This window comes from Fusobacterium mortiferum ATCC 9817, from assembly GCF_000158195.2.
In the GTDB taxonomy this organism is placed as follows: domain Bacteria; phylum Fusobacteriota; class Fusobacteriia; order Fusobacteriales; family Fusobacteriaceae; genus Fusobacterium_A; species Fusobacterium_A mortiferum.
The window spans coordinates 54,455-78,814 of sequence record NZ_GL987991.1 but is presented as its reverse complement, the minus strand read 5'-3'; the positions used below and the strand labels follow the sequence as shown (position 1 = coordinate 78,814).

Genomic DNA, 24,360 nt, shown 5'->3' with positions numbered 1-24,360 from the left:
AGTAAAATTTAAAATTTTTTATATGTTATTGATATTTAATTGTAAAAATTATCTTGACTTTTCTTATACTTTTTGTATAATTTTTATAGGTGATAAAATGATTTTAAAAAATATAATAAAAAAGCAAGGAAAAACTTGTAAAGAAGTTGCAAGTATATTAGGTTTATCAAAACAAAATTTTAGTTACAAATGTAAGAAATTTGAAGAAGGAAAAATATTATTTTCTAAAAATCAGTTAAATTTGATTTCAAATTTTATAAAAGTAGATAAATCAATTTTTTTTGAATAATTTTTATACAAAAAGTATAAAGGAGGAGCTGTGGAAGATAAAAAAGAAAATACTAAGTATCAAAAAACTATAGAAAAGCTTGAAATTTCTATTAAAAAGAAAAAAAGAACGAATAAAATATTATTTATTTTATTAATTTCTTTTATTTTAGGAATAATTGGAACTTTTGTTATAGTTTCATTAAATTATTTAATCTTAATAGCAAATTAAAATAGAGAGCTATAAAAGCTCTCTACTCCACTACTATAAACTTAACAATATATTTAAGGTTTATCCAAATAGTATTGTTCTCAGTTTTAAATTCTATGAAATCTTCTACTTGAGAAAGGATAGTTCCCTTATAAGTAGGAAACAAAGTTCCATTTTGAACTGTAATAAAAAGTGTTTTATCTTTGAATTTTTCAAATAAAGTCATTATATCAACCTCCATACCTAAAGTATATATTATTGGAGGAATAAAGGCAAGAAATATGTTATTAATAAATTTTTTTTTATTTTTAGTAAGGAGATTAAATGAAAAATAAAAATAATCTAAGTTCTTATTCAACAAAAGAACTTTATGATGAATTAATTAAACGAGGTGGAGTAAATACTTATTTTTTAGAGCCTTATGAAAAATGGAAGCTGATCCTAAAAACTGATGCTATTGAGTTAGAAGGACCAGCAACTATATTAGTGGTTATAGATTAGTCAAGTTTAGTGCAGGGAAATAATTCTTCATGAATTTTAACTAACTTATGAAAACACTTTCCATGAGAAAATTCAAACTCAGGATTAGTTTTAGCTGAAATAATTATTTCATAAATTTCTTGTGGAACATTTTTATATAAATATCTTTTTCCTTTTCTAACTATACCACTTTTTAATACACGGTCTTGAAATCTCACAATCATAGTTTGATTTTCGGTATTATACTCAATATCTTTTATTTGTGAGGAATCCAAGTTGTCTTTTCTTAATATCATTGATTTTACCTCCTTTCTATAAATATAGTCGCAAACATATTATAGCTTTTTGGAGAGATAAAATCAAATAACAGTTGGCAGAACTGTAAAACTGCCATAAATAAAAAAGACCCCGTAGGGTATGAGGTCAGAATTATCTGTACTTTCTCACTAACCATACAATAATGAGAATGAGTAATCCACCTAGAAGAATTACTCCACCATCAAGATTCATAGTTAGATTTTGAATTGTTACAGTCATTTCTGTATCTCCTTGATAAATTATTTGTCTGCCATGTTCAAGGGAGAATAAAAGCTCTAATAAAAATATTAGAGCCTCCATTCTGAACTTAAACAAACAACTTATCAAGTACCTATACGGGTTTCTAGGTACTTTAATTATAACAAAATAATATAAAAAAATCAAAGACAGTTTTTGTTTTATATCTGTTCATCATTTCCAAGCCACTAGTTCTAAAGGACTTAGGGAATGGTGGATAGGCATAAGATAAAAATAAGAGGAACTAGTGGCATAGCTCCTCAGAGGAGGAATTAAAATGGGAAAAAATTTTCATTTTCAAACACCATTTCACTTTTTAAATTTTTGTAATAAATATATTAATTTAGAAGAGGAGGATAAAAAGGTCTTAGAATATTTTGTAGATAAAGCTATAAAAGGTGATATGCTTTGTCAAGCAATAATAAATCGTTTTACGGCAATATTAAAATTTGAACAAAATAATACTTTAGATAGAGAAAAAATAATCTCAATATTAAGTGAAGTTTATTATTGTGATGTAAATTTAAGGAAAATAATAAAGAAATATAATCTAAATTTAAATATTTTTGGAGATATAAAAACTATTTTCAAAGAAGAAGATTATAGTGTATCAGAAGAATTCATAAAAGAAATGGAAGATTTAGTTCAAGTTTATGGTTTATATTTCTTATATGATCAAGACAAAAATCTTATTTATATTGGAAAAAGCAGAAATTTAAATGAAAGAATTCCTAGTAGTGTTAAGGAAAGAAAAGCATATTATTTAAAATATAAACTAACAAAGACATTAACAGATACACATATTTTAGAACTTTATTATATAGCAAAATTAAAACCTATTTTAAATAAAGATTCAAAAGAAAATGATGATACAACATTAACTATAGAATATTCTTTTAAAAAAGAAAGTGATTTTATAAAAATAAGAGGTGATAAATAATGAAATATACAATAAATGGATATTCTCAAGAAAAATTAATTGAATATGATATAGATTTGTCATCCTCTTTAATACTTAGAGTAATAGCTGATATGTACACAAGTAATAGTAAAAAACTTGAATATAAAATGCTTGATGATGATAAATATATGTGGTGTACCTATGGATATTTATTAGAACAAATACCAATTTTAGGAACTGAAAGAACACTTATTAGAAAAATAGATTCCCTTATTGAAAAGAATATTTTAAAAAAGAAAATTTTATCTCAAAGAAATGGTAAACTAGGAAGATATTTATATATTTCTTTAGGAGAAATTTATGACTCATTAATTGAATATACTTCAAATGACAAAAAGTCATCAGAACAAATGACAAATTGTCTAGAGGTAGATGACAAAATATCATTTGACCCAATGACAAATTGTCATGACAAAGATTCATCTATAATAGATTCATCTATAAATATAACTACTACTAAGTTAGATAATCTAAATAAGATAGACCAAGATTCTAAAGATAGTTCTACTAGTAGCAGTAGTAGTCCAGTTGAAAATAGTTCTAGTAAAGAAAAAGATACAATTTATCAAATTAAATCAGCTCTACAAAGTCATGGAATAAGTATAGACACTTGTAAAAACATAATGGAGTTAGTAAGAAATGGTAGAGTAAATCTTGATAGAATAAAGTCTGTCCTTATCACAGCTCAACAAAAAGCTTGGGGAGAAGGTGCCATATATAAAGCTCTTAGAGATAATTGGGAAGCTGGAACTAGTGAAACAAAGCTTCTAACAGAAAAAGAATTGAGAAAAAAATTAGCTGGTAAAGCTAATATGCTTCTTGATGATTATGAGAAGGGGAGAATTGAGTATGATACTATGATTGAGAATTATATAGAATTTTGCTCAAATCCTATATTCACAGAAGCTTTAAAAATTGAATATTATGACAAAATAAAAAAGGCAGCTGAGAAAACTTTAGTTAAAACTGCATAAGGGAGAATATATGCTTAAATATAATCCAAATATAAATTTGATATTAAATAGTCAAAGTGTTGATGTCAACAAAACGATAGTAATTGAAGAATTATCAGAGTTACAGAAAGAACTTTGCAAGGATTTGAGAGGTTATGAGAGAAGATTGGAGATAAAAGAGGAGATATGTGATGTTTATATCTGCCTACAACTTCTGAAAGAGATTTATAACTTCTCTGATGAAGACCTTGAGAAAATGTATAAAAGAAAAATGATGAGGAACTTAGAGAGGATAGAGGTAGAGTAGATGACAGATGAAGAGTTTGAAAATTTAAAAGCAGGAAAAATTTTTAAAATGGGAAATAAAAAAATAATAGTAAAATTGGCAGAAACAGACACAAGTTGTAAAGGTTGTATATTTTACCATTCTAAAAATTATAGTGGGTCGTTATGTGTTGCATTAGAAAAAATCGGGGCTATACCCGAGTGTGATATACTATTCAGAAAAGACGGTAACAGCGTCGTATTTGTAGAGGTAGAAGATGAAAAAACAAAGTAAGAAAAGAATCTTAAGACTTCCAGTTAAAGAGGTGGTTATATGAAATTGGGTTAGGAATACTTGTACTTGTAAGTTTTTACTATGGGATAATACACCCCAAAAATAAATAAAAAATGAGAGGAGAAATTATGGATAACAGAAGAGATATATTGAAATCTGAAATTACTGAACTTCAAGAAAGATTAGGAATAAAAGTAATTACTACTAGAAATTTAAAATCTATAGAGGAGTGTAGAAAAGCTCTTGTTGAAATAACTAAACACTATGCCTCTATTTCTCAAGGCAAATTAGTTAATCCAGGATTAGATACTGAAGTTGATATTCTAAAGAAAAAAAGTTAAAGTATTACAAGAAGAGAAAGTAGAATTAGAAAAAACTAATCAAGTATATTCTAATGATATAAAAATACTTCAAAATACAACTAAAAATTTAAGAGAGGATAGAGAGGACTTAATAGAAAAGAATAATATCCTTTATTCTGTAATAGATAAACTAAATAATAAAAAGTGGTGGCAATTTTGGAAATAAAGAATATCCAACTTTATAATGGAAATTGTCTTGAAATTATGGATAAGCTTATAGAAGCAGGTATAAAAGTTGATTTAATTATAACAGACCCTCCATACCAAAAAACTAAAAATAAATGGGACTATGTAATTCCTTTTGATGATATGTGGAATAGACTAAAAAAACTTAGAAAAGATAATACTCCAATTATCTTATTTGGACAAGGAATATTTAGTGCTAAACTTATTTTATCTAATGAAGAAGAATACAGATATAGTTTGATATGGAATAAAGAGCATCCAAGTGGATTCCTAAATGCTAATAAAATGCCTTTATCATCACATGAAGACATTTTAGTTTTTTATAAAAAGCTACCTATTTATAACCCACAAAAATTTAAAGGAAAGCAAAATAATTCAACTGGAAATACTATAGCTCCTAAAATTAATAATAATTATAATAATTTCATACAAGAAGATAATTCTAAAAAATATGGAGATATGAAATTTCCTAGAAGTATTTTAAATTTTAAGAAACCTCATCCAAGTGTAATGGTACATCCTACACAAAAACCTGTGGAGCTATTAGAATATCTGATTAAAACATATTCTAATGAAAAAAGTTTAGTTTTAGACTTTACTATGGGAAGTGGAAGTACTGGAATAGCTTGTAAAAATCTTAATAGAAATTTTATTGGAATAGAAATAGATAAAGATTATTTTAAACTGGCCATAAATAGATTGGAGGTAGTAAATGAATAAATGTGTAACTTGTAAGCATTGTCTATATCCAGAGGGGAATGATAAAGCTTATTGTGGTCAACGAGGAGATTATATTGATGAACAATATCCAAGCTGTGAAGGATATCAGGAGGTAGAAACTAGATGAGAGAAACAGATATTCAATCAACTATAATTAGATATTTAGAAATCCTTGAAACTCAAGGAAAACTATTTTTTAATAGAACTAATAATATTCCTCCAGTAAATAAAGATAGTAAAGGTAAAGTAATTGGATTTAGAAGTTTACCTTTTGGAGCAAAGAAAGGTATTCCTGATATATGGGTAATTATCAATGGAAAAACTATAGGTTTGGAAGTTAAAACACCTACAGGAAAACAAAGTAAGGAGCAAAAAGAGATTCAAGAAAAATTTATAAAAAATGGTGCTGACTATTATGTAGTTAGAAGTTATGAGGAAGTTAAGAACATACTAGATAAGTATTTAAAGAGTGCATAGGAGAAAAGGGAGGGAATACTTAATATGAGTTCTCAAATGAGCTTCAAAGATTTTCTAAATGGCGACTCTGTATTCTCTCATAGGGAAGAGAGCGAACTCTTACAAGCTAAGAAAAAAATTAAAAATGCTATGATGAGCTGTATCTTTAATAGGTACAGCTTGTCTTGTAGAGAGGTTGAAGTATATAAACTCTTTCATTATAAAGGACTTAATCACAGAGAAATTGCTACATTACTTAATATAAAAAGGACTACCAGTAGAAATTACCTTTATAGAGCTAATAAAAAGATAAGGAAAATAAGTAAGAAAATGGAGGATTTATGATAGATAAATTAACTGATGAAGATAAGATAGAGATTATTTACAACTCTCTCTCCAAGATAGAAGAAATCTCTTTCACAGATAAAAGAGAAAAAATTAACTTCAATCCATATATGCTGTATCTTAATTTTTTAGAAGCTCAAGGAAAAATAAAGATTAAGATGATTGAGAATTGTAGTAAAAGAGAATGGAAAATTATCATTGAGAAGCTTTAGAGAAAAGGCTTCTTTTTTTATGCCAAAATTAAAAAATCTCTTGACTTTTAACGGTATCCGTAATATAATATATACAAGGAGGGAGGAAAAAATGCAACAATGTTTTTTTGGGAGAACTTGGAGAAAATCATCTTGATAATAACATCATTTGATTATGCAATAAAAATTATCAGATGGGTAATCAAAGAGTTTAGGAGGTTTAAAGGGAAGTAATATTCCCCCTCCCTCCCCTTAGATTAAGGAGGTGTAAAAATGGATTGGTTTAAAATTGCAGTTACAATACTTGTAATATTAAAAATTATTGAGTTCTCTTATAGAATTTACAAATGGTTTAAGAATAAAAAAAAATAAGAGCTCTCAAAATTACTTAAGAAAACTCTTATTTTTTTCACAATGTTTTTTTGGTACTTTAATTATAAGATTTTTTTAACAAAAAGTCAAGGGAGGAAAACTATGAATTTAAAAGGGGATACGAGAGAATTAAAAATAATGTTCAATAATGATGGAAAAGGTAATTATACAAATAAAATAAGCCTTCCTAAAACTTGGATAGCTCAAATGGGAGTAACTCCAGACCAAAGAGAAGTAATAGTTAAATTTGAAGATAATAAAATTATAATTGAAAAAAAATAAAAAATTTTTTATTACTTAAAAGCCTAGTATTTACTAGGTTTTTTTATTTTCAGCAAAATTTTCACAAAAAACATAACCATCAAATCGGTTACGTTTTTCTATTAGTGAGAATAATTTTAAAAAGCTGGAGGTGTAATTAATGAAAGAACAGGTATTAAAAATATTGTATTTAAATATTTCTGAAATAAAAGAATATGAAAATAATTCTAAAGAGCATCCAGAATGGCAAATATCACAAATAGCTAATTCAATTAAAAAATTTGGATTTAATGATCCAATAGCAATAGATGAGAATAATATCATTATTGAAGGACATGGAAGATATTTAGCAGCTAAAAAATTGGGGCTAAATAAAATTCCTTGTATTCAATTGAAAGAGTTAAAAGAGGAAGAGAAAAAGGCTTATATCATAACTCATAATAAGTTAACTATGAATACAGGTTTTGACTTAGAAAAATTAAAGGCAGAATTAGAAATGTTAAAGCTCACTAATATAGATTTAGAACTTACTGGATTTGAAAGGACGGAGCTAGAAGATATTATGAGTGATGAAACTGAATTAAATTTATTACCAGTAGAAGATGCTTTAGATGAGAATGATCCTAATAAATTGGTGGGATTAGTTTGTCCTTGTTGTGGCCATAAGGCAAAGAAAAAAGAGTTTTTAGAGTGTGATATAGATGGCTAAAAGATATCAAGACAAATATTATACTCCAGCATCAGTAGTTAAGGCAGTATTAAAAGTAATAGAAAAAGAAATAATGCCATTAGATAAATTTAATAGAATAATAGAGCCTAGTGCTGGAGCTGGAGCTTTTATAAAAGAGCTTCCTAAATCAACTATAAGTTATGATATTGCTCCTGAATATGAAGGAATAATATGTGCAGATTATCTTAAAGAAAATATTCCTTACTTAGAAAATAGTATTGTTATAGGAAATCCTCCCTTTGGAAGAAGTGGAATGTTAGCCAAAGAATTTATAAAGAAAAGTATGGAACATTCTGATTATGTAGCTTTTATATTACCAGGAGATAACTACAATAGAAAAAGCTCTATTCCTGGAATAAAACTTTTTAAAAGTTATATGCTTCCAGAAGTTAAATATAGTGGAGTTAAATTAAAATGTTGTTTTAATATCTATTGTAAAGGAGATGAAGAAAAAAAGAAAATAAAAGATGTGGATATCTATGAATTTTCAAGAAATAAAAATACTACTAAAAAAGAGGAAGAAGAGTATTTAAAAAAAGATTGTGACTATAGGATTATATCTTATGGAACTATAAGATTAATAGGAAAAAATGAAAAAACAAGAGTACAAGAGTTAAAGATTAATTTTAAAGTTAAAAGAAATTTTAAATATATTTTAGAGAAATATATAAAAGAAAAAGCTAATATAAGTGTTTCAGCAGCAAATATCTCCAAACAAGATATAGTTGATTTAATCTATGATAATTATCCTGAGTTAAGAGGCAATTAAAAGGATGTGATACTAATGAGTAATCCTACTAGGGCTCCCACAAAAGAAGAGGTAAGGGAATACTATGAGCAAAATAATGTTTCTTTAAAAGAGTGTGCTAATCATTTTGGGATATCTGAAAATACTGTTAAAAGTTGGAAGAAAAGAGATAAAGCTAAGGGTGATGATTGGGTGCACCTAATAGATAGTTCGGGTGCACCCAAGGGGGCAGAGGGAAAATCAAAAAAGCAACTTATAAATAAAGCTAAATCAATAGTTATTCAAGGTGGAACTATAAAAGAAGCTTCAGAGAAAACAGGAGTTAAGGAAAGTACACTTCAAAACTATTCATCTAAAGAAAATTGGATAGAGCAACAGGAAAGATTCCTTAAAAATGTATATGGAAGGCTCCAAGAGGAAGAAGGAGAAAAGCATATACAAAGGAGAAAAGAAGCTATTGATTATCTTAACTATATTCAAAAGAAAACTATGGCCAAGTTATCTAATGGGGATTTAGATAAAAAAGATGCTGAAATCTTTAATACAGTAGTTAATATAGTTCAAAAGACAATAGAGGGACAAGCTCAATTATTAGGTATTCCTGAAATGAGATTGAATATTAAGAAAGATACTGATAATAAAGATATTCCTACTAGTAATGATAGAAAAATCACTATTAAGGTGGTGAAGTAATGGAAAATATAGAACTTACATTTGGAGAACACTTTGCAAACTTAATACAAGATGATGATTTTGACATTGCACTTTGGATAGGTGGATATGGTAGTGGTAAATCTTTCACAGGATTTCTTAAAACTGTTCTTACAGGATCTATTGAAAAAAGAAGAATGCTGGTTGTCCGTAAAGTATATGCAACTTTAAAGGATAGTTGTTTTGAGGATTTAAAGGAAGCTATATCTATTTTGAATATGGAAAATGAGTGGAAATATATTAAATCTCCTTATGAATTTGAAAATTTAATAACAGGAACTCAAATTATATTCAAGGGTATGGATGATTGGAGAAAACTAAAATCAGTAAAAAATATAGATTATATCCTTATAGAAGAAGCTGATGAGTTAACTATTGATGATATAAAAGAACTTAGAAAAAGACTTAGAGTAAAAAATATTAGATGTAAATTAATAATGATGTGTAATCCTGTATCTCGTGGAAGTTCTATTTATAAAATGTTTTTTACTGAACAAGGTTATAACATTGATGAAAATGAATTATATGAGAAAAGACTCATTAAATTTACAGATAAGATTATTTTGGAAAATGGAGAAATATTAAAACAAGTAGTTATGATACATCATTCTACTTATAAGGATAATCCACATCTTCCAGCAAGTTTTATTTATGAGTTAGAAAGTGAAAAAGACCCTAGATTAAAAAGAATAGCTAAAGAAGGTAAATTTGGAGCAGATGGTGATTTAGTTTTATATAATGCTGTCTTTGAAAAACAAGTTTATGAGAAATATATTGAAGGGAAATTAGGAAAAAAAGACCAGTACAGAGGTATTGACTGGGGATATTCAACTTCATATACTTGTGGTTTAAAAATGGCGGTTAATACTAAATTAAATGAATTGTATATTTATTGGGAATACTACAATAAAGGCAAATTAACCAAAGAACTTTTTAAGGAATTGGAACCTTTAAAAGAAGGTGGAAAAGTAATATATGCAGATAGTGCTTCGGCACAAACTATTGCAGACTTCTATGATGCTGGATATAACATTGATGGAGCAACTAAAGGTAATGGCTCAGTTGAATATCATGAGCAACTTTTGAGAAGTTTTTCAAGAATAGTAATTGATATTGATAGATGTCCTCACACTAAAGAAGAAGCTGAAGAATGTGTTTATAAAAAAGATAAAAATGGAGATATCCAAGCTGGTAGATACAACATAGATCCTCATAGTTTTGATGCTATGAGCTATGGGCTTGAAGAATATGAATATATCCCATTGAAAGAAAGAATTAGAAAGAAAAAATATATAGGAGTTAATGGAGGTGGAAAAAATTGAAAAGAACATATTAAGTAAAAAAGAGCTAACTACTTCAACAGTTATAAAGTTATTTAATGAAACTTACCCTGAAAATTCTAATTTAAGTGATGAACTTATAAAAAAACTTTTAGAAGATATAGATGTAAGTTCAGCTTTAGACAAAGTTGAAAGAGGAGTAGCTGGAAGAAAACTAACAATACAAACTGATGATATCTCATTAGAAGAACAAGCTAAGGAAATTGAGAAAAGATTTTCAGGTATTAAATTCAATAGAATACTTAATCATATGATAACAGCTAGATATTGGGGATATAGTTGCTTTGAAATAATTTATAATGAAGATTTTTCAATAAATACTCTTATTCCTATACCTTATGATTATATCACATATAAAACTTCTGAAAGAGCTTGGAAAGTAAAAATAGGAGCTAATGAAATACCTCTTAATAGAGAAAAATTTTTACTATGTATTCATAGATGGAATCCAGCTAGACCAACAGGTACTAATATCTTTGAGTCTTGTAAAACTTCTTTTTTAGATAAAGAAATGTATCAAAGACAATTAAGGGGACTTGCTAAAAAATATGGAGATGTTATAATTGTTTTTCCTTATGACGAAAATACAGAGTTTGAGGATATTAAAGAGCAAGCTGAACAAGTTGCAAATATGAAAGGACAAGATGTAATAGCAATTCCTGTTAGTAGAAATCAAGGATTAAAGGATAGCTTTGATTTTATAAAATTATCTGATTTGCAACCTGAAATCTATACAGAGTTAGAAAACAGGGAAAAAGAAAAGTTAATTCAAAAAATACTTGGAGGAACTTTAACTATTAATAATGGTGGAGGAACAGGTTCATATTCACTTGGAGAAATTCATCAACAAGGATTAGAAGCTGTTATTCAAGAAGTTTGTAATTTTTGCACAGATAGTTTATATCAATTAATAGAATTAGATTCAATGTTTTTTGGATATAATCCTAATAATTTTTCTTGGAAGCTTGAAAAAGTTTATACAGAAGAAGAAATATTCGAAAAAGATAAAAAGAAAGAAGAAAAACTAAGTTTAAAACTTGATAATATGTTGAAATTATCAAATATTGGCTATAAGCTCTCTAAAGTCTATTTAGCAGAGTATTTAGGTATAGACGAAGTTTCACTCGAAGAAAGTTCTACACCTACTATAATCAATGGAATACAAGGCGAATTCTCAAAAAATAAGTTGGATGAATTACTAGAAAGAGTAAAAGAACAAGATAGTAATTTATTAGAAGAGATTGAAGAAAGTTTTGGAGATTTTTTCAAAGATATTTCAATACAGTCAAAAGAAAAATTAAAGGCCGTAAAAACGTTGGAAGATTTAGAAAATATTGTTTTAGATATGACTTCTTTAAAAGATAAAATGCTTATCAGTTTTTTAAAAGGTTATTTAGATGATTTAGTTATTAGTGGTAGTGTCTTATTACCACAGGAAAATATCAATCCTTTTAAATTAAAGCATGAAGAAGCTATACAATATTTTTTAAATAAATCTCCTATACTCTTTGACAAATTGGAAGAGATTTCAGCTAAAGTACAAGAAAGTTATTTTTACATAAAGAAAAGTACAAGCTTAGAAGTAACCAAAGCTTTGTATAATAATTTACTTTCAACTTTAAATGAAGGAAAGACTTTTAAAGATTGGTTAAAGATGTCAGAAGATATTTTAAATAAATCAGGATTTGGAGATAATCCTTGGTACTTGGAATTAGTTTATAGAAATAATTTAATGACTACTTATAATGCTGGTACTTTCTATAATCAAGAACTTAATAAAAAGAATAAACCTTATGGAATGTATGATGCTGTTGGAGATAATAGGACAACTGATTTATGTAAATCTTTAGATGGACTTGTATATCCTTTGGACCATAGTTTTTGGAAGAACTTTTTGCCACCTAATCATCACGGTTGTAGAAGTAGGAGAATTGCTTTAAGCAAAGATGATGTAAAAGAATATGGATTAACTATTCATAAAACAATGGGAAAATCCATTTTAGACTTAAAAAATGAGCTTGGAGAATTCAAAGGAAATCAAGTCAATGCATTAGCTACTTCTTTACAGAAAAAAGATGAGAAAGTAAAAGAATTGAAAAAGGAAGTAAACTCTGCTTTAAAACAACTTTCTCTAATGGAGTGATGAGTTATGTTCAATGTAACAAATAATGGAAAAGTAGTTCTAAAAGGATTAGAAAAACTAAGTATAAACTCTGAAAAAACTCTTCCTTTGATGAGATATATAGCTGGAGATATGCAGACTAAAGTTGATTTTAGATTTAGACTTAGTAAAAATCCAAATGGAGAAGCATGGGCTCCACTCTCTCTTATAACTGTATCAAGAAGAAGAAAGGGAAGTAATAAACCTTTAGTTGATACTGGAGAGTTACGAGCTAGTATTACTTCAAGAGTAACTCCTACTATTGCAGTAGTAGGAACTAATAAAGAATATGCAGCATATCAAAACTTTGCTGTAAAAAAAGGAGAATTGGGAACTACAGAAGTAACTGAAACTATTAGAGAGCATACTAGAAGGAGAAGAGGTAGAACTGAAAGAGTAAGACAACATACTCGTAAAAGAGAAGTATCTTCTCCTTGGGGAGATAAACCAGCTAGGGAGTTTATAGGATTTAGTAATAATCAAAAGATAGCATATGCAGCTATAATTAGAAAATATCTAAAAACAGGTAAGTTATAAGGAGATGATAGTATGGTAACACCAGTAGGATTTTTATTTATAGGAGTAGCCGTAGGAGTAACAGGAGGTTTAGTTTGGGGAGTAGTTAGAGAAAGAAAAGGGAAAAATAAGAAATATATCTTTTGGGGACCTAAATTAGTTAAAAATGAGGAAGAAGAAAATGCCAAAAATATTTAAAGCTGGAAACTATGGAGCAAAGGGAAACTATACAGTAGAAAACCTTAAAAGCTGGATAGGTAAAGAGTTCTCAATAACAGCTGGACATATAGGAGATTGGCAAAAGAATGGCTATCCTATAACAGCTATTCCAGTCGCTGGTACTTGTAAAGTAACTGATGTAGATGAGAACGGATATTTAATAGGAGAGTTCAATTATAACTCTTTTGGAGAAAGTATTAAGAAACAATATCCTAATCTTTCAATAGGAATAGGAAGTGATGGTAATCCTAACCATTTAGCAATATTAGGATATGCACCACCTCATTTAAAAGATTTAGATAAGTCTTTTAGTGAGTTCTCTCAAGACTTAACTTCAATAGAAGAAACTCAAATAATAGAGTTTGCAGAAGATGACCAAACTAAGATTGATGAATTTACAAGCTATATTAAAGGTGTTGATGCATCAAAAATAAAGTTAGGAAATTTATTTGATGTTTTATGGGAAAAAGATAGTGAAAAAACAGCAGTAGATAAACTAAGAGGTGCTGGATATACAGTAGAAAAAACAACTGAGTTTAATACTGATACTTTAAAAAATATAGCTTCTATTCTTAATTTTGATTTAGTAGAAAAGAAAAAAGAAAATCTAACTCAAGATGAAATGTATGAGAAAGTTAGAGCAGAGTTTACTAGAGATAATGAGAAAAAAGAAGTTAAGGAAAAGTTTATTAAAATGTTCCCTCCAGTAATGCATTCGTTTATTGAATTTGGAATAGATAAAGCTTTTGATGAGAAAGAATACTCAAATATTATTGAGTTCTCTGAGGGGAAAAAAGGAACAATAGCCAATATGTTAAAAGATTTCTCTAAGGAAGATGGACCTTTTGCACACTTATTCAAAAATATATCTAGTGGAATAGAATTTTCAGAAGATAAAGACCCAGTACAAGAAGCTAAAGAGTTAGCTGAATCATTTTAAGGAGGTATAAAGAATGGCAACTTTTGAAAGAAAAACAGAAAATTTAAAAGACAAAGCAGTTATCAGATTACAACCCGATATGCAAGTAACAATGGGAGCAGGGGCAGTGAAGCATTTACAACCTATAGCTCAAGACAAAACAGATGGTAAATTCTATGCTTATGTGAAAGATGACCCTAACAAAGGAGTTATAGCAGGACTATATATGGGAGCAGATACTACAGCAGAGGCTGATGATGTTGGTTATATCTCTACTTATGTAGTTGTTGGTAAAGAAGATATTCAAGGAATAGAATGGGAATCTGATTTTACAGCTATACATCAATTAAAAGTAGCTGGAGTTATTTTAACAACTAAAATTGAAGGAACAGAGGAGGCTTAATAAATGAATAAAAGAATGATTTACTTAATATCTCTAATAGCTGAGATGTCACAAAAATTAAATATTCCAAAAAGATACTCAAAAAAATTCATAAACTCTGGAAACGAATACTTATCTCCAACAGAAAAAATAAGAATAGAAGATTTAACAGATCACTTTGTAACAGCTGGAATTGTAGGAAGAACAGAAGTTTTACCTATTCTTGGTAAAGATGGATATAGAGTTATTGAGTTTGAACCTGATATTATTGGAGGACAATTTCCTTATTCAGCTAGTGATTTAATCCAAATAAAAGCTGGTGTTCCTATGTACACAAAAACAGGAGCCGAAATTCCTACAATTAAACAAATGGAAGCTAAATATTCAAGACTAATTGCTGCTGCTATTGATAATAGATTTGAAAAACAATGTGCTGAAGTTTATTTAAAGGGTACTTATACTGACAAAAATAAGAAAGCTCATGAAGTAGGAGTTAAAGCAGATAAACCTCTTTCTTGGACTAATGGAACAACTGTTTTTGTTGATGAAGTTTTAAAACTTGCTTTAGCTTATCAAACTAAACATGGAATGTGGCCTGAAATCGAAGTAGGAGAAAACATATTTAATGCTATAAAAAATGAAGCTAATGATACTAGACAAAATATAAATAAAGTTGAATTTAGAGTTGATGGAAGTGAGCCATACTTAATGATTGGAACTCAAAAAGTAGAACTTCTAGTAAATGCTAAAGGAACTGATGATAAAGAGATAGATACTAAAAATCTAATTATTTTATCTAATGTTAATAACTTAGCAGTTGGATATGGTTGTCTTACTTATGGAGATGTAGCAAAGAATGAATCAGTTTTAGTTAGATCCAAAGTAATAGCTGGAGATACTAAAGTAGAGGAAACTACTGGTAGTAAAGGACTATGGGGTAAATCAGCTCCAATGCCTCTTGTATTATCAACAACTAAATTTGAGAGATATAAGGTTACTATATCTTAATATTGAAGAGGGAAGTTCCCTCTTCTCCTTGAGAAAGGAGGGATAATGGCTTTTAAATATCTAAATGATAAATTTATGCCTGTTCCAGTAAAAAATATCTTATTAGCTTATTCTCAATACTCTGAAGATGAGTTTAATAAAGTTGCTGAAGAGTTTGAAAGAGAAGCTATAGGAGTTATTGATTCATCAGTTAACCTAACCAAGACACTTGAGCTAACAAATGGACAAGACTTGGTTACAGGATTATGTAAGAGCTATGTAACAGCTAAATTACATGAAATGATAGCTCATCCAGATTATATAGACTTAGCAGCAGACCTTATGGTTAACTTTAGAGATAATCTCAAAAGAATAAGAGAAGCTCAATTATCAGAGGGGGAAAGTACCTCTGACAAACCTAAAATAAGAAAATTATATATATTCAGAGGAAAAGATGGTTAAGATATTCGAATTAGGTCCTTGTCAAGTATATTTCAATGATAAATATATAGGACACACATTAAAAACTGATAGTACATCTTTAAAATTACAAGCTATTACACAAGAGATAAAGACTGATGAAAGCCCAGATATAAAGGAGATATTGGAATTAGGTAGAAATATTACTTTTGAAACAACAGTATTATTAGATGAAAACTCTATTAATACTTTTGGAATAACTCCTGATGTAAAAACACTAGTAAAAAAAGGAGTTATAGAGATAGTAACTATGAGTAATTCTGTAAGAATAAAGTTATTGAGGGCTGTTATAACTCTTGAAATTAATTTTAATTTCAAAACTGAAGGTACTCATAGTGTAAAGATTAAAGCTAAAGCTTTAAGAAATGAAGATAACAAAGATGTAGAAATAATTACTTAAAGGGAGGTAGCAATGAAAGAATATCCATTAGGACCTTGTAAGATTGAATATACTCTTGAAGGAGAAGAGAGCCCAGTTGTATTAGGACTTACACTGAAAGAAGAGGAAGTTTTATTTAGTGCTGGGTTTGAAATATACTCTGTAGAAGTAGACCAAATGCAAGGACCATATATAGCAAATGTAATTCCAGGAGAAGTTACACTTACATGTACTATTCCTTTAGATTTAAGTGTATTACCTAAATTATCAAACACTTATATTGAAGGAACTACTGGAGTAGGATTTACAACAGTAGGAAAACCACTTAAATTTGGAAAGTTAAAAGTACATCCATTATCAGCAGGAGATTCAACAGACTTTGATATTACAGGACCTAGAGTATCTTGTCTAGTTAATACTCAAATTAACTTTAAAACAGAAGATACACCTAAAGTAGCTTTAACATTTAACTTCTCAACAGATATAGCTGAAGAAAGTCCAACAAAAGGATTAGTATATACTTGGGGAAATTACACAGCAAAAGCTTAAGTTTTTTCAGTGCCTCTATCTTAATTGATAGAGGTATTATAAAGAACTTAAGAGAGGAGGGAATATATGGGGATATTTATAAGAGATATAAAAGATTTAATTCCAAGAAATAAAACTATTTCTTTAGGAATAAGATTTATAACAATTAGAGAACCTACTGTTAAAGATTGGTTATATCTAAACAGTATAGATTTTGAAAAAATGGAGATAAGAGAAATATGTAATATTTATATAAAGACATTATCTGATGACATAGTTGAAGTTGAAAAACTTACAACTATAGAATTAGTAACTGTACTTCAAGAATGCTTTAAGATGATGTCAAGAAATGAAAATACTGGAGAAAAGGAAAGTAAAGAAAGCTCAGATGATATCTATATAAATATGTCATATAGAATAGCAAAGTTTTGTAAAAATACTTCAACATCACTAAATGAAGCTATGAATACTAATTTCTTTATATTTAATTCAATACTAGAAGGAATAAAAGCTTTAGAAGCAGAAGAAAGTTTAAATTTATCAGCTATAGTTGATAATCATATAAATCTAAATTCTAAAGATAAAGGAAAATACACAAAACTATTGAATGGATATAAAGAAGATTTTAAAAATAATGGAGTTAAAGTTGTTAGAGGAATAGATTTCTTTAATATAAAGAAATTACAAGCTATGACTAAAGGAGGAGCTTTATGATACCTTATTCAAATGAATATTTATTACAATATATGGCTACTCTTGACACCAGTAACTATAGTCAAGGCTTAAAGGGAATGCAAAATCAAACTGAAGGAACTACCAATAAAATAGATAGTGCCTTTGGAAAGATGACTAAATCTATTAATGCAGCAACTATTGCTAAAGGAGCTATGGCAGCTGCTGCAATATATGTAGCTAATAAACTTAGAGTCACTACTAAAGAAGTAATGGCATATCAAAAACAACTTGGAATGGTAAATACTCTTCTTAAAGTATCAAGAGATGAGTTAAATAAATATGGAGATGAATTTGAAAGACTATCTCTTAAAACTGGAGCAAGTAAAACAGAGATAGCAAATGCTGCCTACCAAGCTCTATCATCAGGAGTAGGAAAAGGAGATTTAATAGGATTTCTTGAAACAGCATCTAAGACAGCTATAGCTGGGCAAGCTACTGTTGAACAGTCAGTAGGAACTATTACTTCTATTATCAATGCTTATAAAATGGAAATGAGTGAAGCTGGAAAGGTTGCTGACTGGTTACTTACAATTCAAAATGAGGGTGTAACTACTGTAAGAGAGTTAGGGGACCAACTTGGAGATGTAACATCAATCTCGGCAGCTCTTGGAGTATCTCTTAATGATGTAGGTGGAGCAATAGCTCAAATGACTGTAAATGGTAATAATACAGCCAAGACAATAACAATGTTAAAGTCTATGCTATCAGAATTATCCAAAGAAGGACAAATGGCTGCTGATAACTTTGAAAAATTATCAGGTCAAAGCTTTACTGAATTTATAGCAAATGGTGGAACTCTTCAAGAAGCTATGATAAAGATGGAAGAATATGCTAAAAAATCTAATAAATCAGTTGTAGACCTCTTTTCATCAGTTGAAGCTGGAAGTGCAGCTTTAAATCTTACAGGAATAAATGCTGAAAATTTTGCTAATAAGTTAGAAAAAGTGGCTAGTAGTTCAGGAGAATTGGAAACAGCTTATAGAACAGCAACAGATAATATTCAATCAGAATGGGAAAAGCTTGTAATAGCTATGGATAATAGATGGAGTAAGTTTGTAAAATCTGTTGTAGAAAATGAAAGTTTACTCAATTTTGTAAAAACTATTAGAAGGGCCATTGATGGAGAAGATAACTCTTTAGAAATTCAACTAGATAGAGAAAAAGAACTTCCTGATTTAAAAAAGAAATTAGAGGGAGTAACAAAGGAATTAGAAGAGGTTAGAAAGAAAAGAGAAGAGTTATTAAAAACAAATCCTAATAAATCTATGACCTTAATTCCTACTGAAAACAAGCTTAATGATGAAAAAAATCAACTTACTTGGAAAATACAAAATATAGAAAGAGAAATTAAAACTAGGGAAGAGGCAGCTAAAAAAGTTGAAGAAACTAATCAAAAAATAGTAGAGAGCGAAAATAAAAAGAATACTCAACTACAAGATTTAAGAGCTCAAGAAGAAAGTAGATTAGAGGAACATAATGACACCTTAAAATCTAATGAGCTTAAGTATCTCCAAGATAAAAAAGATTATATAGCTGGCCAACAAAATTTATTATCATTAGGAATAATCAACCAAGAGGAATATAACAGGAATATTAAAAATAAAGAAAATGAGCTTTATTTGGAGCAACAAAAAGCTAATTTAGCAAGTTTAAAACAAATGGAAGATTATTATAGAAATATAGATGATTTAACAAAGGCTAATGAGTTTAAGAAAAAAGTAATTGAAGTAGAATTAAATATCCAACAAAGATTTTCTACTGAAAGGAATGATGTAGGAGAAGATTCTATGTTAGATACTCAATTACAAGCTAGAAAAGAGCAACAAGCTAGCCTTTTAGAGAATGAATGGCTATTTCTACAAGAACAGGTTGATTTATATAACCAGGGGAAATTAAGTGTAGAAGATATAGAAAAAAATAAAAATATTAGATTACTAGAGTTGGAACAACAAAGGTTAGAACAAGAGGCACTACAATTAGAGCAAAGAAAAGCTTTCTATGAGTCCAATGCAGGATTTGAGCAAGAACTAGCTGACACTATTATAGATATTAATAAAAATAAGATTAAACAGGAAGAAAATGCTTTTAAACTTGAACAAGCTAATAAAAATAAAAAATTTAACTGGGAGAAATGGGCATCTAATTATGAAGTTGATATATATGAGAGGTCAGCAGGAGCTATTATGGATACCTACACAGCTTTAGCACAAGGACAAATTAAATCATTGGAAGATTTTAAAAAGTTTGCTATGTTGCAATTAGCTGAGTTATTAATGGCAAAAGGGCAAGAACATGCTGCTAGAGCTGTTTCAGATACAGCATTAGGATTATCATATATTGCTGCTAATAATTATAGTGGAGCTAAAAACGCTTTTGTATCTGCTGCACAAAATGCTGCTGTTGCCGCTTCTTTTGGAGTAGCTGCAGCAACTATCAACAATAGTGTTGACTCTGAAGAAGATACAGATAATGAAGATAATAACTCTTCTTCTACTCAATATGATGAAGGAATTAATGATAGAGTAGAAAGCTCTCAAGAAAAAAATGAAGGTATAGTCTATATAGATGGAAGTAACTCTACCTTGACTAAATTATTTATTAAAGAAATAGAAAAAGAATTAAATGATGGATATAATGTAACACTCATTGGAAAGAAAAAATAAAGTAGAAATAAGAACATTGGCAATTTAATAATAAAAATAAAAAAGGAGGTGTATGAATGGAAAATAAAATTTCTATCTATATTTCTACTCTAAAAGATTATCAAATAAAAGGTATTAAATATGATGGAATTGATGATAAAGAAGGAGCTATTTATCAAACAGCAGAGTCTGGGAAAGAATTTAATATAATTAGATGGTTTAAATATAAATATACTCTATCTTTACAATATCTTTCTTTCCAAGAATGTGAAAATATAATAAGAGAACTTATAGAGATAAAAAAAGAAAGAAAATTACTTAATATTCCTAGAGAAATTCTTTTAAAAAAGGGCTATATAGATTTTAAAAATTTACCTGATGACCCTTTATTTTCCTATGAAATAAAGGATATTTCTCCTAAGCAAAGTACAGGTAAACCTTATTATGACCTAACTATCAAATTAAATGAAAGGGTTGATATGCTATGAATATAGAAAAACAATATTATCACTATATAGCAAAAATATATGATAGTTTAAGGAGTAGAGAAGAGGGAAAACCTTTATACTTAGCAACTAAAAGAGGAGTAATATTTGAAGATATAGAGTGTTTACCATATATGAGTATTCCAAATGGTGGAGGAAGTTCAATTACTCCTAAAGATTCTCAATGCTCTGTATCATCAATTAAATTTGATATAGTAAATGTTGATTACACTATATCCCAATGGCTTTATGAAAGATTGAATAGTGGGAACTCTATGACATATGGAGAAATGGTTGATATTTATGCTATGTGTGGAGATAAAACTTTAAAATTAATATATAGAGGACTTATAAGAAGTATTGATAATGATGTATTTGAAAGTAAGTATACTTTTGAAATAGCTGATTTCCAAGAAAGATTAAAAGCTTCTATATTTGATAGAGAGTTATCAAAATACAATGGAGAAACTATTGATGATATTAATAAATATAGAATGCCTACTAAAACTATAAATGGAATAAAGCAAGGATTTAGTATTAAAGAAATTGATGAGGGAGAAACTGATGATGATGGTAATTCAATTTTAACTAGAGTTATAGTATTTGAAGGACATCCAGTTACTTGTATTGAGCTAATATTTCAAGCTGTATTCTCAACACCTCAATTAGAAGTTCAAGTGCCATATTTGACTAATCAATATGAAAACTTTGTAGATTTAGTATCACTAAATGAAATTAGAGAGGTTTTAAATAGACCATATTATTCAAACTACTACTTAGAAATAAGAGAACCTATAGATGATCCTTATGAGTGGTTGATAGATAATGTATATAAACCTTGTGCTATATTTCCATATCTAAGTTTAGATGGAAAGCTTGGAATAAAACTACATAGACAACCAACCATTGGAACAGAAGGAATTACTCTTGATGAAAATAACATTATTTCAATAGATAGTAAAAATATAACTGATGAGAACATAGTAAATAATATGATAGTTAAGTATGAAAAAGACTTCAAGGAAGATAAAGAAAGGATTAAAAGGTATTTTACTTCAATAAGTTCTTTTAATAAATTTAGAATGCTTATTCCAAGTAGTCCAGATGAATATATAATAGCTGGAGTTAATAAGTTATCTGCTACAGATAAAGCTACATTTGCTGCTACTTTATCAGATAGTATATTCAGTAGATATGGATATCCTGGAGTAGAGTTAGAGCTTACTGTTCCTTTAGAAGTAGCCGTTGATTATAAAGTAGGAGATTATCTCTTTATTGAGCATAAAACTTTAATAGCTTGGGAAGGAGATACACAAGGATTACCAGGAATAAAAGAAGAAACAGGGGAGATAGTAGACCCATATGATGGATTAGCATATTTTGATGTTGGGCATGAATGGGGAGCTTTCTTAGGAGAAAATACTTTAGGAAAGGCAATAGATGGAACTTGGGTAATTACTACTACTCAAAGAGAAATTTCACATAAAATATTTAATTCTCAAGATGAAAACTTTGAAAGTTGTGTTAAAAATCATACAAGAATAGAAGCTTGGTTAAAAAAGGAGGGGATAGCTTGAGTAAACTAATGGAAATAATAGATAAATCTCCTGATTTTAAAAATGGTACTTGTTCTTTTAAATTTTTAGATACTACCTTCAACCAGCTTACAAGAAAAATAGGAAGTAAAGAGGGAGCAAACTTTACTACAGCTAAAGCTGGAGATATCTTATCTAAAGAATTATTGCAGACTCTTAATACCAAGCAAATAGCATTAAAAGATAAAATATTAAAATGGCAAGATGAGATAAATAAATGGGTAACAGATAAAAATACTAATAAAAATATAAATGCTAATTTGATGAATTATATTTTTACTTCTGTTGTAGATTATACAAGTAAATATGTTCCTGGAGAAACTCTTGCTGATTATTACTTATTATCAGAAGTAGTAAGTGCTGAAAAAGAATTATATGAGTTTACTAGCTATTATACTACTCAATATATTATCTATTTACAAAATATTTTGAAAGAATGGAGCAAAGATAAACTTTATTTTAGTTGCATTAAAAAAGTTTATGGAACTGTATATTTTAATTTTGATATTGAAGAATGGAAATTAACAGATGCAGCTGGATTAGTTACTACTACTGAAGGAGGAGGTAAAGCTAGAACTATAAGAGTATCAGGATTTGAAAATATGAAATTAGGAGAGCATAAACGTGTGACTTACTATGCTTACTATTCTACAAGCAGTAACCCTCAAGTCATTTATAAAGGATATGTCTATTTCAATATTAGAAGATTAGCTTTAGGTTCTGAAAAAGATGATGGTAAGTTTGATTTTTGGTTAAGTTCATGGGCTGGAGAAGGATTAGTTAGTCATTATAGTGAAATGAAAGTAGAAGAATATACTGGAAAACATAGTCCACATTTTGATGCTGAACCTAAAGATTTAAACATTAACTGGGTCAAAACAAGGGTATTATTATAAGGAGGAAAAATGGAGAGAATTTTAAAAATTGTAATTGACTTACTTAGAGGAGCAACTTATGATTTAGAAACAAAATTTACTCAAGCAGATAGTCAATCACATTACTTACAAATAGATTTTAGGGATACTTCCCTTAACTTTTCAGGAGTATCAATGAAAGTGAATTTTATTAGAAGTGATGGAGTAGCAGTTACTACATCAAAGGCTAGTGTTACTTCATCTAATAAAGTACAAATTCCTACTAATGCTTTAGCTAAATTTGGAGAACTAGGAATTGAAATAATCTTAATTAAAGGAGATAGTATCTTAACTGTAAACAAACTTATTAGAGTTACTGTAATTAAAACTCTTGCAGGAGAAGGTATAGATTTAGAAATAGGAGATAGCTTTTTAAATGAAATCAATCAGCTAACTGTTAATCTTTCTAAAGTTTTAACTGGGGAAGGAGATAAGCAAATTGAAAGAGTAAGAGCTACTGGAAATGAAGTAGTAAAACAAGTTGAATCAATTTTAGGAAATAATCCTGAAGGTGGGAATGCAGCTGCTGTTGGTGGATTAAGTAGAGCTGGAATAGAAACACTTATAGATAATGTTGTAGGAAAAGTTGAAGATGGAAAATTTCCATTAACAAGTGCTGAAGTTGGAAAAGTATATGAGGCTGTAAATGGCAAGAAGTATAAATGTATAAAAGCTTATAGTGGTTCATCATTGAGCACACCTAATGCCAATTTCATAGAAATGTCATTGAATAATCATGCTGACAGATTGGATAATTTATTTACATATAATGATTCAACTTTTAATATAGGCAATATTAAATTTTTATTTTCTAGTTTTAAAACAACTGAAAATGGAAATGTAATAATAAAAATAGATAATCCAAATTTTAAAAGTGTACTATTTTGTGATTGTAGAAGTGACTTCTATAGAACATATCCGAATAATTTACCAGTATTAGATTACTATGGAGATAGCAACTTGAGATTTTATATTCCAAGTGATTTCCCTATAGGTAATAACATACATTA

34 protein-coding genes and 1 pseudogene are annotated in these 24,360 nt (G+C 28.5%); 33 read left to right on the top strand and 2 right to left on the bottom strand.

The features are described from left to right. Positions 1 to 97: 97 nt before the first annotated feature. Together FMAG_RS06925 and FMAG_RS06920 are read left to right on the top strand one after the other, a co-directional pair. On the top strand, positions 98 to 289 hold the full coding sequence (locus tag FMAG_RS06925; RefSeq protein WP_040493865.1) for a winged helix-turn-helix domain-containing protein: 192 nt from the start codon (positions 98 to 100) through the stop codon (positions 287 to 289). Between the two features lie 30 nt (positions 290 to 319). Further along, the gene (locus FMAG_RS06920) at positions 320 to 499 is read left to right on the top strand and encodes a hypothetical protein (protein ID WP_005885389.1); all 180 of its coding nucleotides are present in this window, start codon (positions 320 to 322) and stop codon (positions 497 to 499) included. Between the two features lie 22 nt (positions 500 to 521). On the opposite strand, the gene FMAG_RS06915 is transcribed toward FMAG_RS06920, so the two are convergent. Beyond that, the gene (locus tag FMAG_RS06915) at positions 522 to 704 is read right to left on the bottom strand and encodes a hypothetical protein (protein ID WP_005885387.1); all 183 of its coding nucleotides are present in this window, start codon (positions 702 to 704) and stop codon (positions 522 to 524) included. A 98-nt stretch (positions 705 to 802) separates the two neighbouring features. On the opposite strand from FMAG_RS06915, the gene FMAG_RS13670 reads away from it, so the two are divergent. Further along, complete coding sequence (locus tag FMAG_RS13670; RefSeq protein ID WP_005885385.1) at positions 803 to 979, top strand: BC1881 family protein; 177 nt, start codon at positions 803 to 805, stop codon at positions 977 to 979. Here FMAG_RS13670 and FMAG_RS06910 read toward each other — a convergent pair. Beyond that, on the bottom strand, positions 976 to 1,254 hold the full coding sequence (locus FMAG_RS06910; protein ID WP_005885383.1) for a KTSC domain-containing protein: 279 nt from the start codon (positions 1,252 to 1,254) through the stop codon (positions 976 to 978). The genes FMAG_RS13670 and FMAG_RS06910 overlap by 4 nt on opposite strands. Before the next feature lie 536 nt (positions 1,255 to 1,790). Between FMAG_RS06910 and FMAG_RS13305 the strand changes: the two genes are divergently transcribed. The 30 genes and pseudogenes from FMAG_RS13305 to FMAG_RS06770 all read left to right on the top strand — a co-directional run. Beyond that, entirely contained in the window at positions 1,791 to 2,453 is a 663-nt protein-coding gene (locus FMAG_RS13305; RefSeq protein WP_005885381.1) for a GIY-YIG nuclease family protein, read from the top strand. Next, entirely contained in the window at positions 2,453 to 3,448 is a 996-nt protein-coding gene (locus tag FMAG_RS13300) for a hypothetical protein (protein WP_005885379.1), read from the top strand. The genes FMAG_RS13305 and FMAG_RS13300 overlap by 1 nt, the downstream gene beginning before the upstream one ends. A 10-nt stretch (positions 3,449 to 3,458) precedes the next feature. After that, positions 3,459 to 3,734 (top strand): nucleoside triphosphate pyrophosphohydrolase family protein, encoded by a 276-nt coding sequence (locus FMAG_RS06895; RefSeq protein WP_005885377.1) that lies wholly within the window; start codon positions 3,459 to 3,461, stop codon positions 3,732 to 3,734. After that, positions 3,735 to 3,986, top strand: a complete 252-nt coding sequence (locus FMAG_RS06890) for a hypothetical protein (protein WP_005885375.1) — start codon at positions 3,735 to 3,737, stop codon at positions 3,984 to 3,986. It begins immediately after the preceding gene. 128 nt (positions 3,987 to 4,114) lie between these two features. Then, complete coding sequence (locus tag FMAG_RS06885; protein ID WP_005885373.1) at positions 4,115 to 4,327, top strand: hypothetical protein; 213 nt, start codon at positions 4,115 to 4,117, stop codon at positions 4,325 to 4,327. 177 nt (positions 4,328 to 4,504) lie between these two features. Further along, a complete protein-coding gene (locus FMAG_RS06880; protein ID WP_005885371.1) occupies positions 4,505 to 5,254 on the top strand; it encodes a DNA-methyltransferase in 750 nt (249 codons plus the stop codon). Then, positions 5,247 to 5,381 carry a hypothetical protein gene (locus tag FMAG_RS14095; RefSeq protein ID WP_005885368.1) on the top strand — a complete coding sequence of 45 codons (135 nt, stop codon included), beginning with the start codon at positions 5,247 to 5,249 and terminating at the stop codon, positions 5,379 to 5,381. Before FMAG_RS06880 ends, FMAG_RS14095 begins: the two co-directional genes overlap by 8 nt. Further along, complete coding sequence (locus FMAG_RS06875; protein ID WP_005885365.1) at positions 5,378 to 5,731, top strand: VRR-NUC domain-containing protein; 354 nt, start codon at positions 5,378 to 5,380, stop codon at positions 5,729 to 5,731. The genes FMAG_RS14095 and FMAG_RS06875 overlap by 4 nt, the downstream gene beginning before the upstream one ends. A gap of 24 nt (positions 5,732 to 5,755) precedes the next feature. Then, positions 5,756 to 6,055, top strand: coding sequence for a sigma factor-like helix-turn-helix DNA-binding protein (locus tag FMAG_RS14275; protein WP_040493862.1), 300 nt, complete (start codon positions 5,756 to 5,758; stop codon positions 6,053 to 6,055). Beyond that, complete coding sequence (locus FMAG_RS06865; RefSeq protein WP_005885363.1) at positions 6,052 to 6,267, top strand: hypothetical protein; 216 nt, start codon at positions 6,052 to 6,054, stop codon at positions 6,265 to 6,267. Before FMAG_RS14275 ends, FMAG_RS06865 begins: the two co-directional genes overlap by 4 nt. 453 nt (positions 6,268 to 6,720) lie before the next feature. Then, positions 6,721 to 6,900 carry an AbrB/MazE/SpoVT family DNA-binding domain-containing protein gene (locus FMAG_RS06860; RefSeq protein WP_005885362.1) on the top strand — a complete coding sequence of 60 codons (180 nt, stop codon included), beginning with the start codon at positions 6,721 to 6,723 and terminating at the stop codon, positions 6,898 to 6,900. A 139-nt stretch (positions 6,901 to 7,039) separates the two neighbouring features. Further along, complete coding sequence (locus tag FMAG_RS06855; protein WP_005885360.1) at positions 7,040 to 7,588, top strand: ParB/Srx family N-terminal domain-containing protein; 549 nt, start codon at positions 7,040 to 7,042, stop codon at positions 7,586 to 7,588. Then, positions 7,581 to 8,378 carry a hypothetical protein gene (locus FMAG_RS06850; RefSeq protein WP_005885357.1) on the top strand — a complete coding sequence of 266 codons (798 nt, stop codon included), beginning with the start codon at positions 7,581 to 7,583 and terminating at the stop codon, positions 8,376 to 8,378. The genes FMAG_RS06855 and FMAG_RS06850 overlap by 8 nt, the downstream gene beginning before the upstream one ends. Before the next feature lie 15 nt (positions 8,379 to 8,393). After that, positions 8,394 to 9,050, top strand: a complete 657-nt coding sequence (locus FMAG_RS06845) for a DUF1804 family protein (protein ID WP_005885356.1) — start codon at positions 8,394 to 8,396, stop codon at positions 9,048 to 9,050. Further along, positions 9,050 to 10,390: a PBSX family phage terminase large subunit gene (locus tag FMAG_RS06840; protein ID WP_005885353.1), complete on the top strand. Its 1,341-nt coding sequence runs from the start codon at positions 9,050 to 9,052 to the stop codon at positions 10,388 to 10,390. Before FMAG_RS06845 ends, FMAG_RS06840 begins: the two co-directional genes overlap by 1 nt. Further along, the gene (locus tag FMAG_RS06835; RefSeq protein WP_005885351.1) at positions 10,377 to 12,551 is read left to right on the top strand and encodes a phage portal protein family protein; all 2,175 of its coding nucleotides are present in this window, start codon (positions 10,377 to 10,379) and stop codon (positions 12,549 to 12,551) included. The genes FMAG_RS06840 and FMAG_RS06835 overlap by 14 nt, the downstream gene beginning before the upstream one ends. 6 nt (positions 12,552 to 12,557) lie before the next feature. Next, positions 12,558 to 13,106 (top strand): phage virion morphogenesis protein, encoded by a 549-nt coding sequence (locus FMAG_RS06830; protein WP_005885349.1) that lies wholly within the window; start codon positions 12,558 to 12,560, stop codon positions 13,104 to 13,106. Positions 13,107 to 13,118: 12 nt separating this feature from the next. After that, positions 13,119 to 13,283, top strand: coding sequence for a hypothetical protein (locus FMAG_RS13820; RefSeq protein ID WP_005885347.1), 165 nt, complete (start codon positions 13,119 to 13,121; stop codon positions 13,281 to 13,283). Beyond that, the gene (locus FMAG_RS06825) at positions 13,267 to 14,244 is read left to right on the top strand and encodes a hypothetical protein (protein WP_005885346.1); all 978 of its coding nucleotides are present in this window, start codon (positions 13,267 to 13,269) and stop codon (positions 14,242 to 14,244) included. The genes FMAG_RS13820 and FMAG_RS06825 overlap by 17 nt, the downstream gene beginning before the upstream one ends. A gap of 13 nt (positions 14,245 to 14,257) precedes the next feature. Next, complete coding sequence (locus FMAG_RS06820; RefSeq protein WP_005885344.1) at positions 14,258 to 14,626, top strand: hypothetical protein; 369 nt, start codon at positions 14,258 to 14,260, stop codon at positions 14,624 to 14,626. A gap of 3 nt (positions 14,627 to 14,629) precedes the next feature. Then, positions 14,630 to 15,613, top strand: a complete 984-nt coding sequence (locus FMAG_RS06815) for a major capsid protein (RefSeq protein ID WP_005885343.1) — start codon at positions 14,630 to 14,632, stop codon at positions 15,611 to 15,613. 45 nt (positions 15,614 to 15,658) lie between these two features. Beyond that, positions 15,659 to 16,054 (top strand): hypothetical protein, encoded by a 396-nt coding sequence (locus tag FMAG_RS06810; protein WP_005885342.1) that lies wholly within the window; start codon positions 15,659 to 15,661, stop codon positions 16,052 to 16,054. Then, entirely contained in the window at positions 16,047 to 16,472 is a 426-nt protein-coding gene (locus tag FMAG_RS06805) for a hypothetical protein (protein ID WP_005885341.1), read from the top strand. The genes FMAG_RS06810 and FMAG_RS06805 overlap by 8 nt, the downstream gene beginning before the upstream one ends. A gap of 12 nt (positions 16,473 to 16,484) precedes the next feature. Continuing rightward, the gene (locus FMAG_RS06800) at positions 16,485 to 17,000 is read left to right on the top strand and encodes a hypothetical protein (RefSeq protein ID WP_005885340.1); all 516 of its coding nucleotides are present in this window, start codon (positions 16,485 to 16,487) and stop codon (positions 16,998 to 17,000) included. 66 nt (positions 17,001 to 17,066) lie between these two features. Further along, on the top strand, positions 17,067 to 17,693 hold the full coding sequence (locus FMAG_RS06795; protein ID WP_005885339.1) for a hypothetical protein: 627 nt from the start codon (positions 17,067 to 17,069) through the stop codon (positions 17,691 to 17,693). Continuing rightward, positions 17,690 to 20,377, top strand: a complete 2,688-nt coding sequence (locus tag FMAG_RS06790) for a phage tail tape measure protein (protein WP_005885338.1) — start codon at positions 17,690 to 17,692, stop codon at positions 20,375 to 20,377. Before FMAG_RS06795 ends, FMAG_RS06790 begins: the two co-directional genes overlap by 4 nt. Positions 20,378 to 20,433: 56 nt before the next feature. Continuing rightward, positions 20,434 to 20,844, top strand: a complete 411-nt coding sequence (locus tag FMAG_RS06785; RefSeq protein WP_005885336.1) for a hypothetical protein — start codon at positions 20,434 to 20,436, stop codon at positions 20,842 to 20,844. Next, entirely contained in the window at positions 20,841 to 22,418 is a 1,578-nt protein-coding gene (locus FMAG_RS06780; protein WP_005885335.1) for a hypothetical protein, read from the top strand. Before FMAG_RS06785 ends, FMAG_RS06780 begins: the two co-directional genes overlap by 4 nt. Next, entirely contained in the window at positions 22,415 to 23,332 is a 918-nt protein-coding gene (locus tag FMAG_RS06775; RefSeq protein WP_005885332.1) for a hypothetical protein, read from the top strand. The genes FMAG_RS06780 and FMAG_RS06775 overlap by 4 nt, the downstream gene beginning before the upstream one ends. A 9-nt stretch (positions 23,333 to 23,341) precedes the next feature. Then, positions 23,342 to 24,360, top strand: a pseudogene (locus tag FMAG_RS06770) (hypothetical protein); the annotation flags it as partial.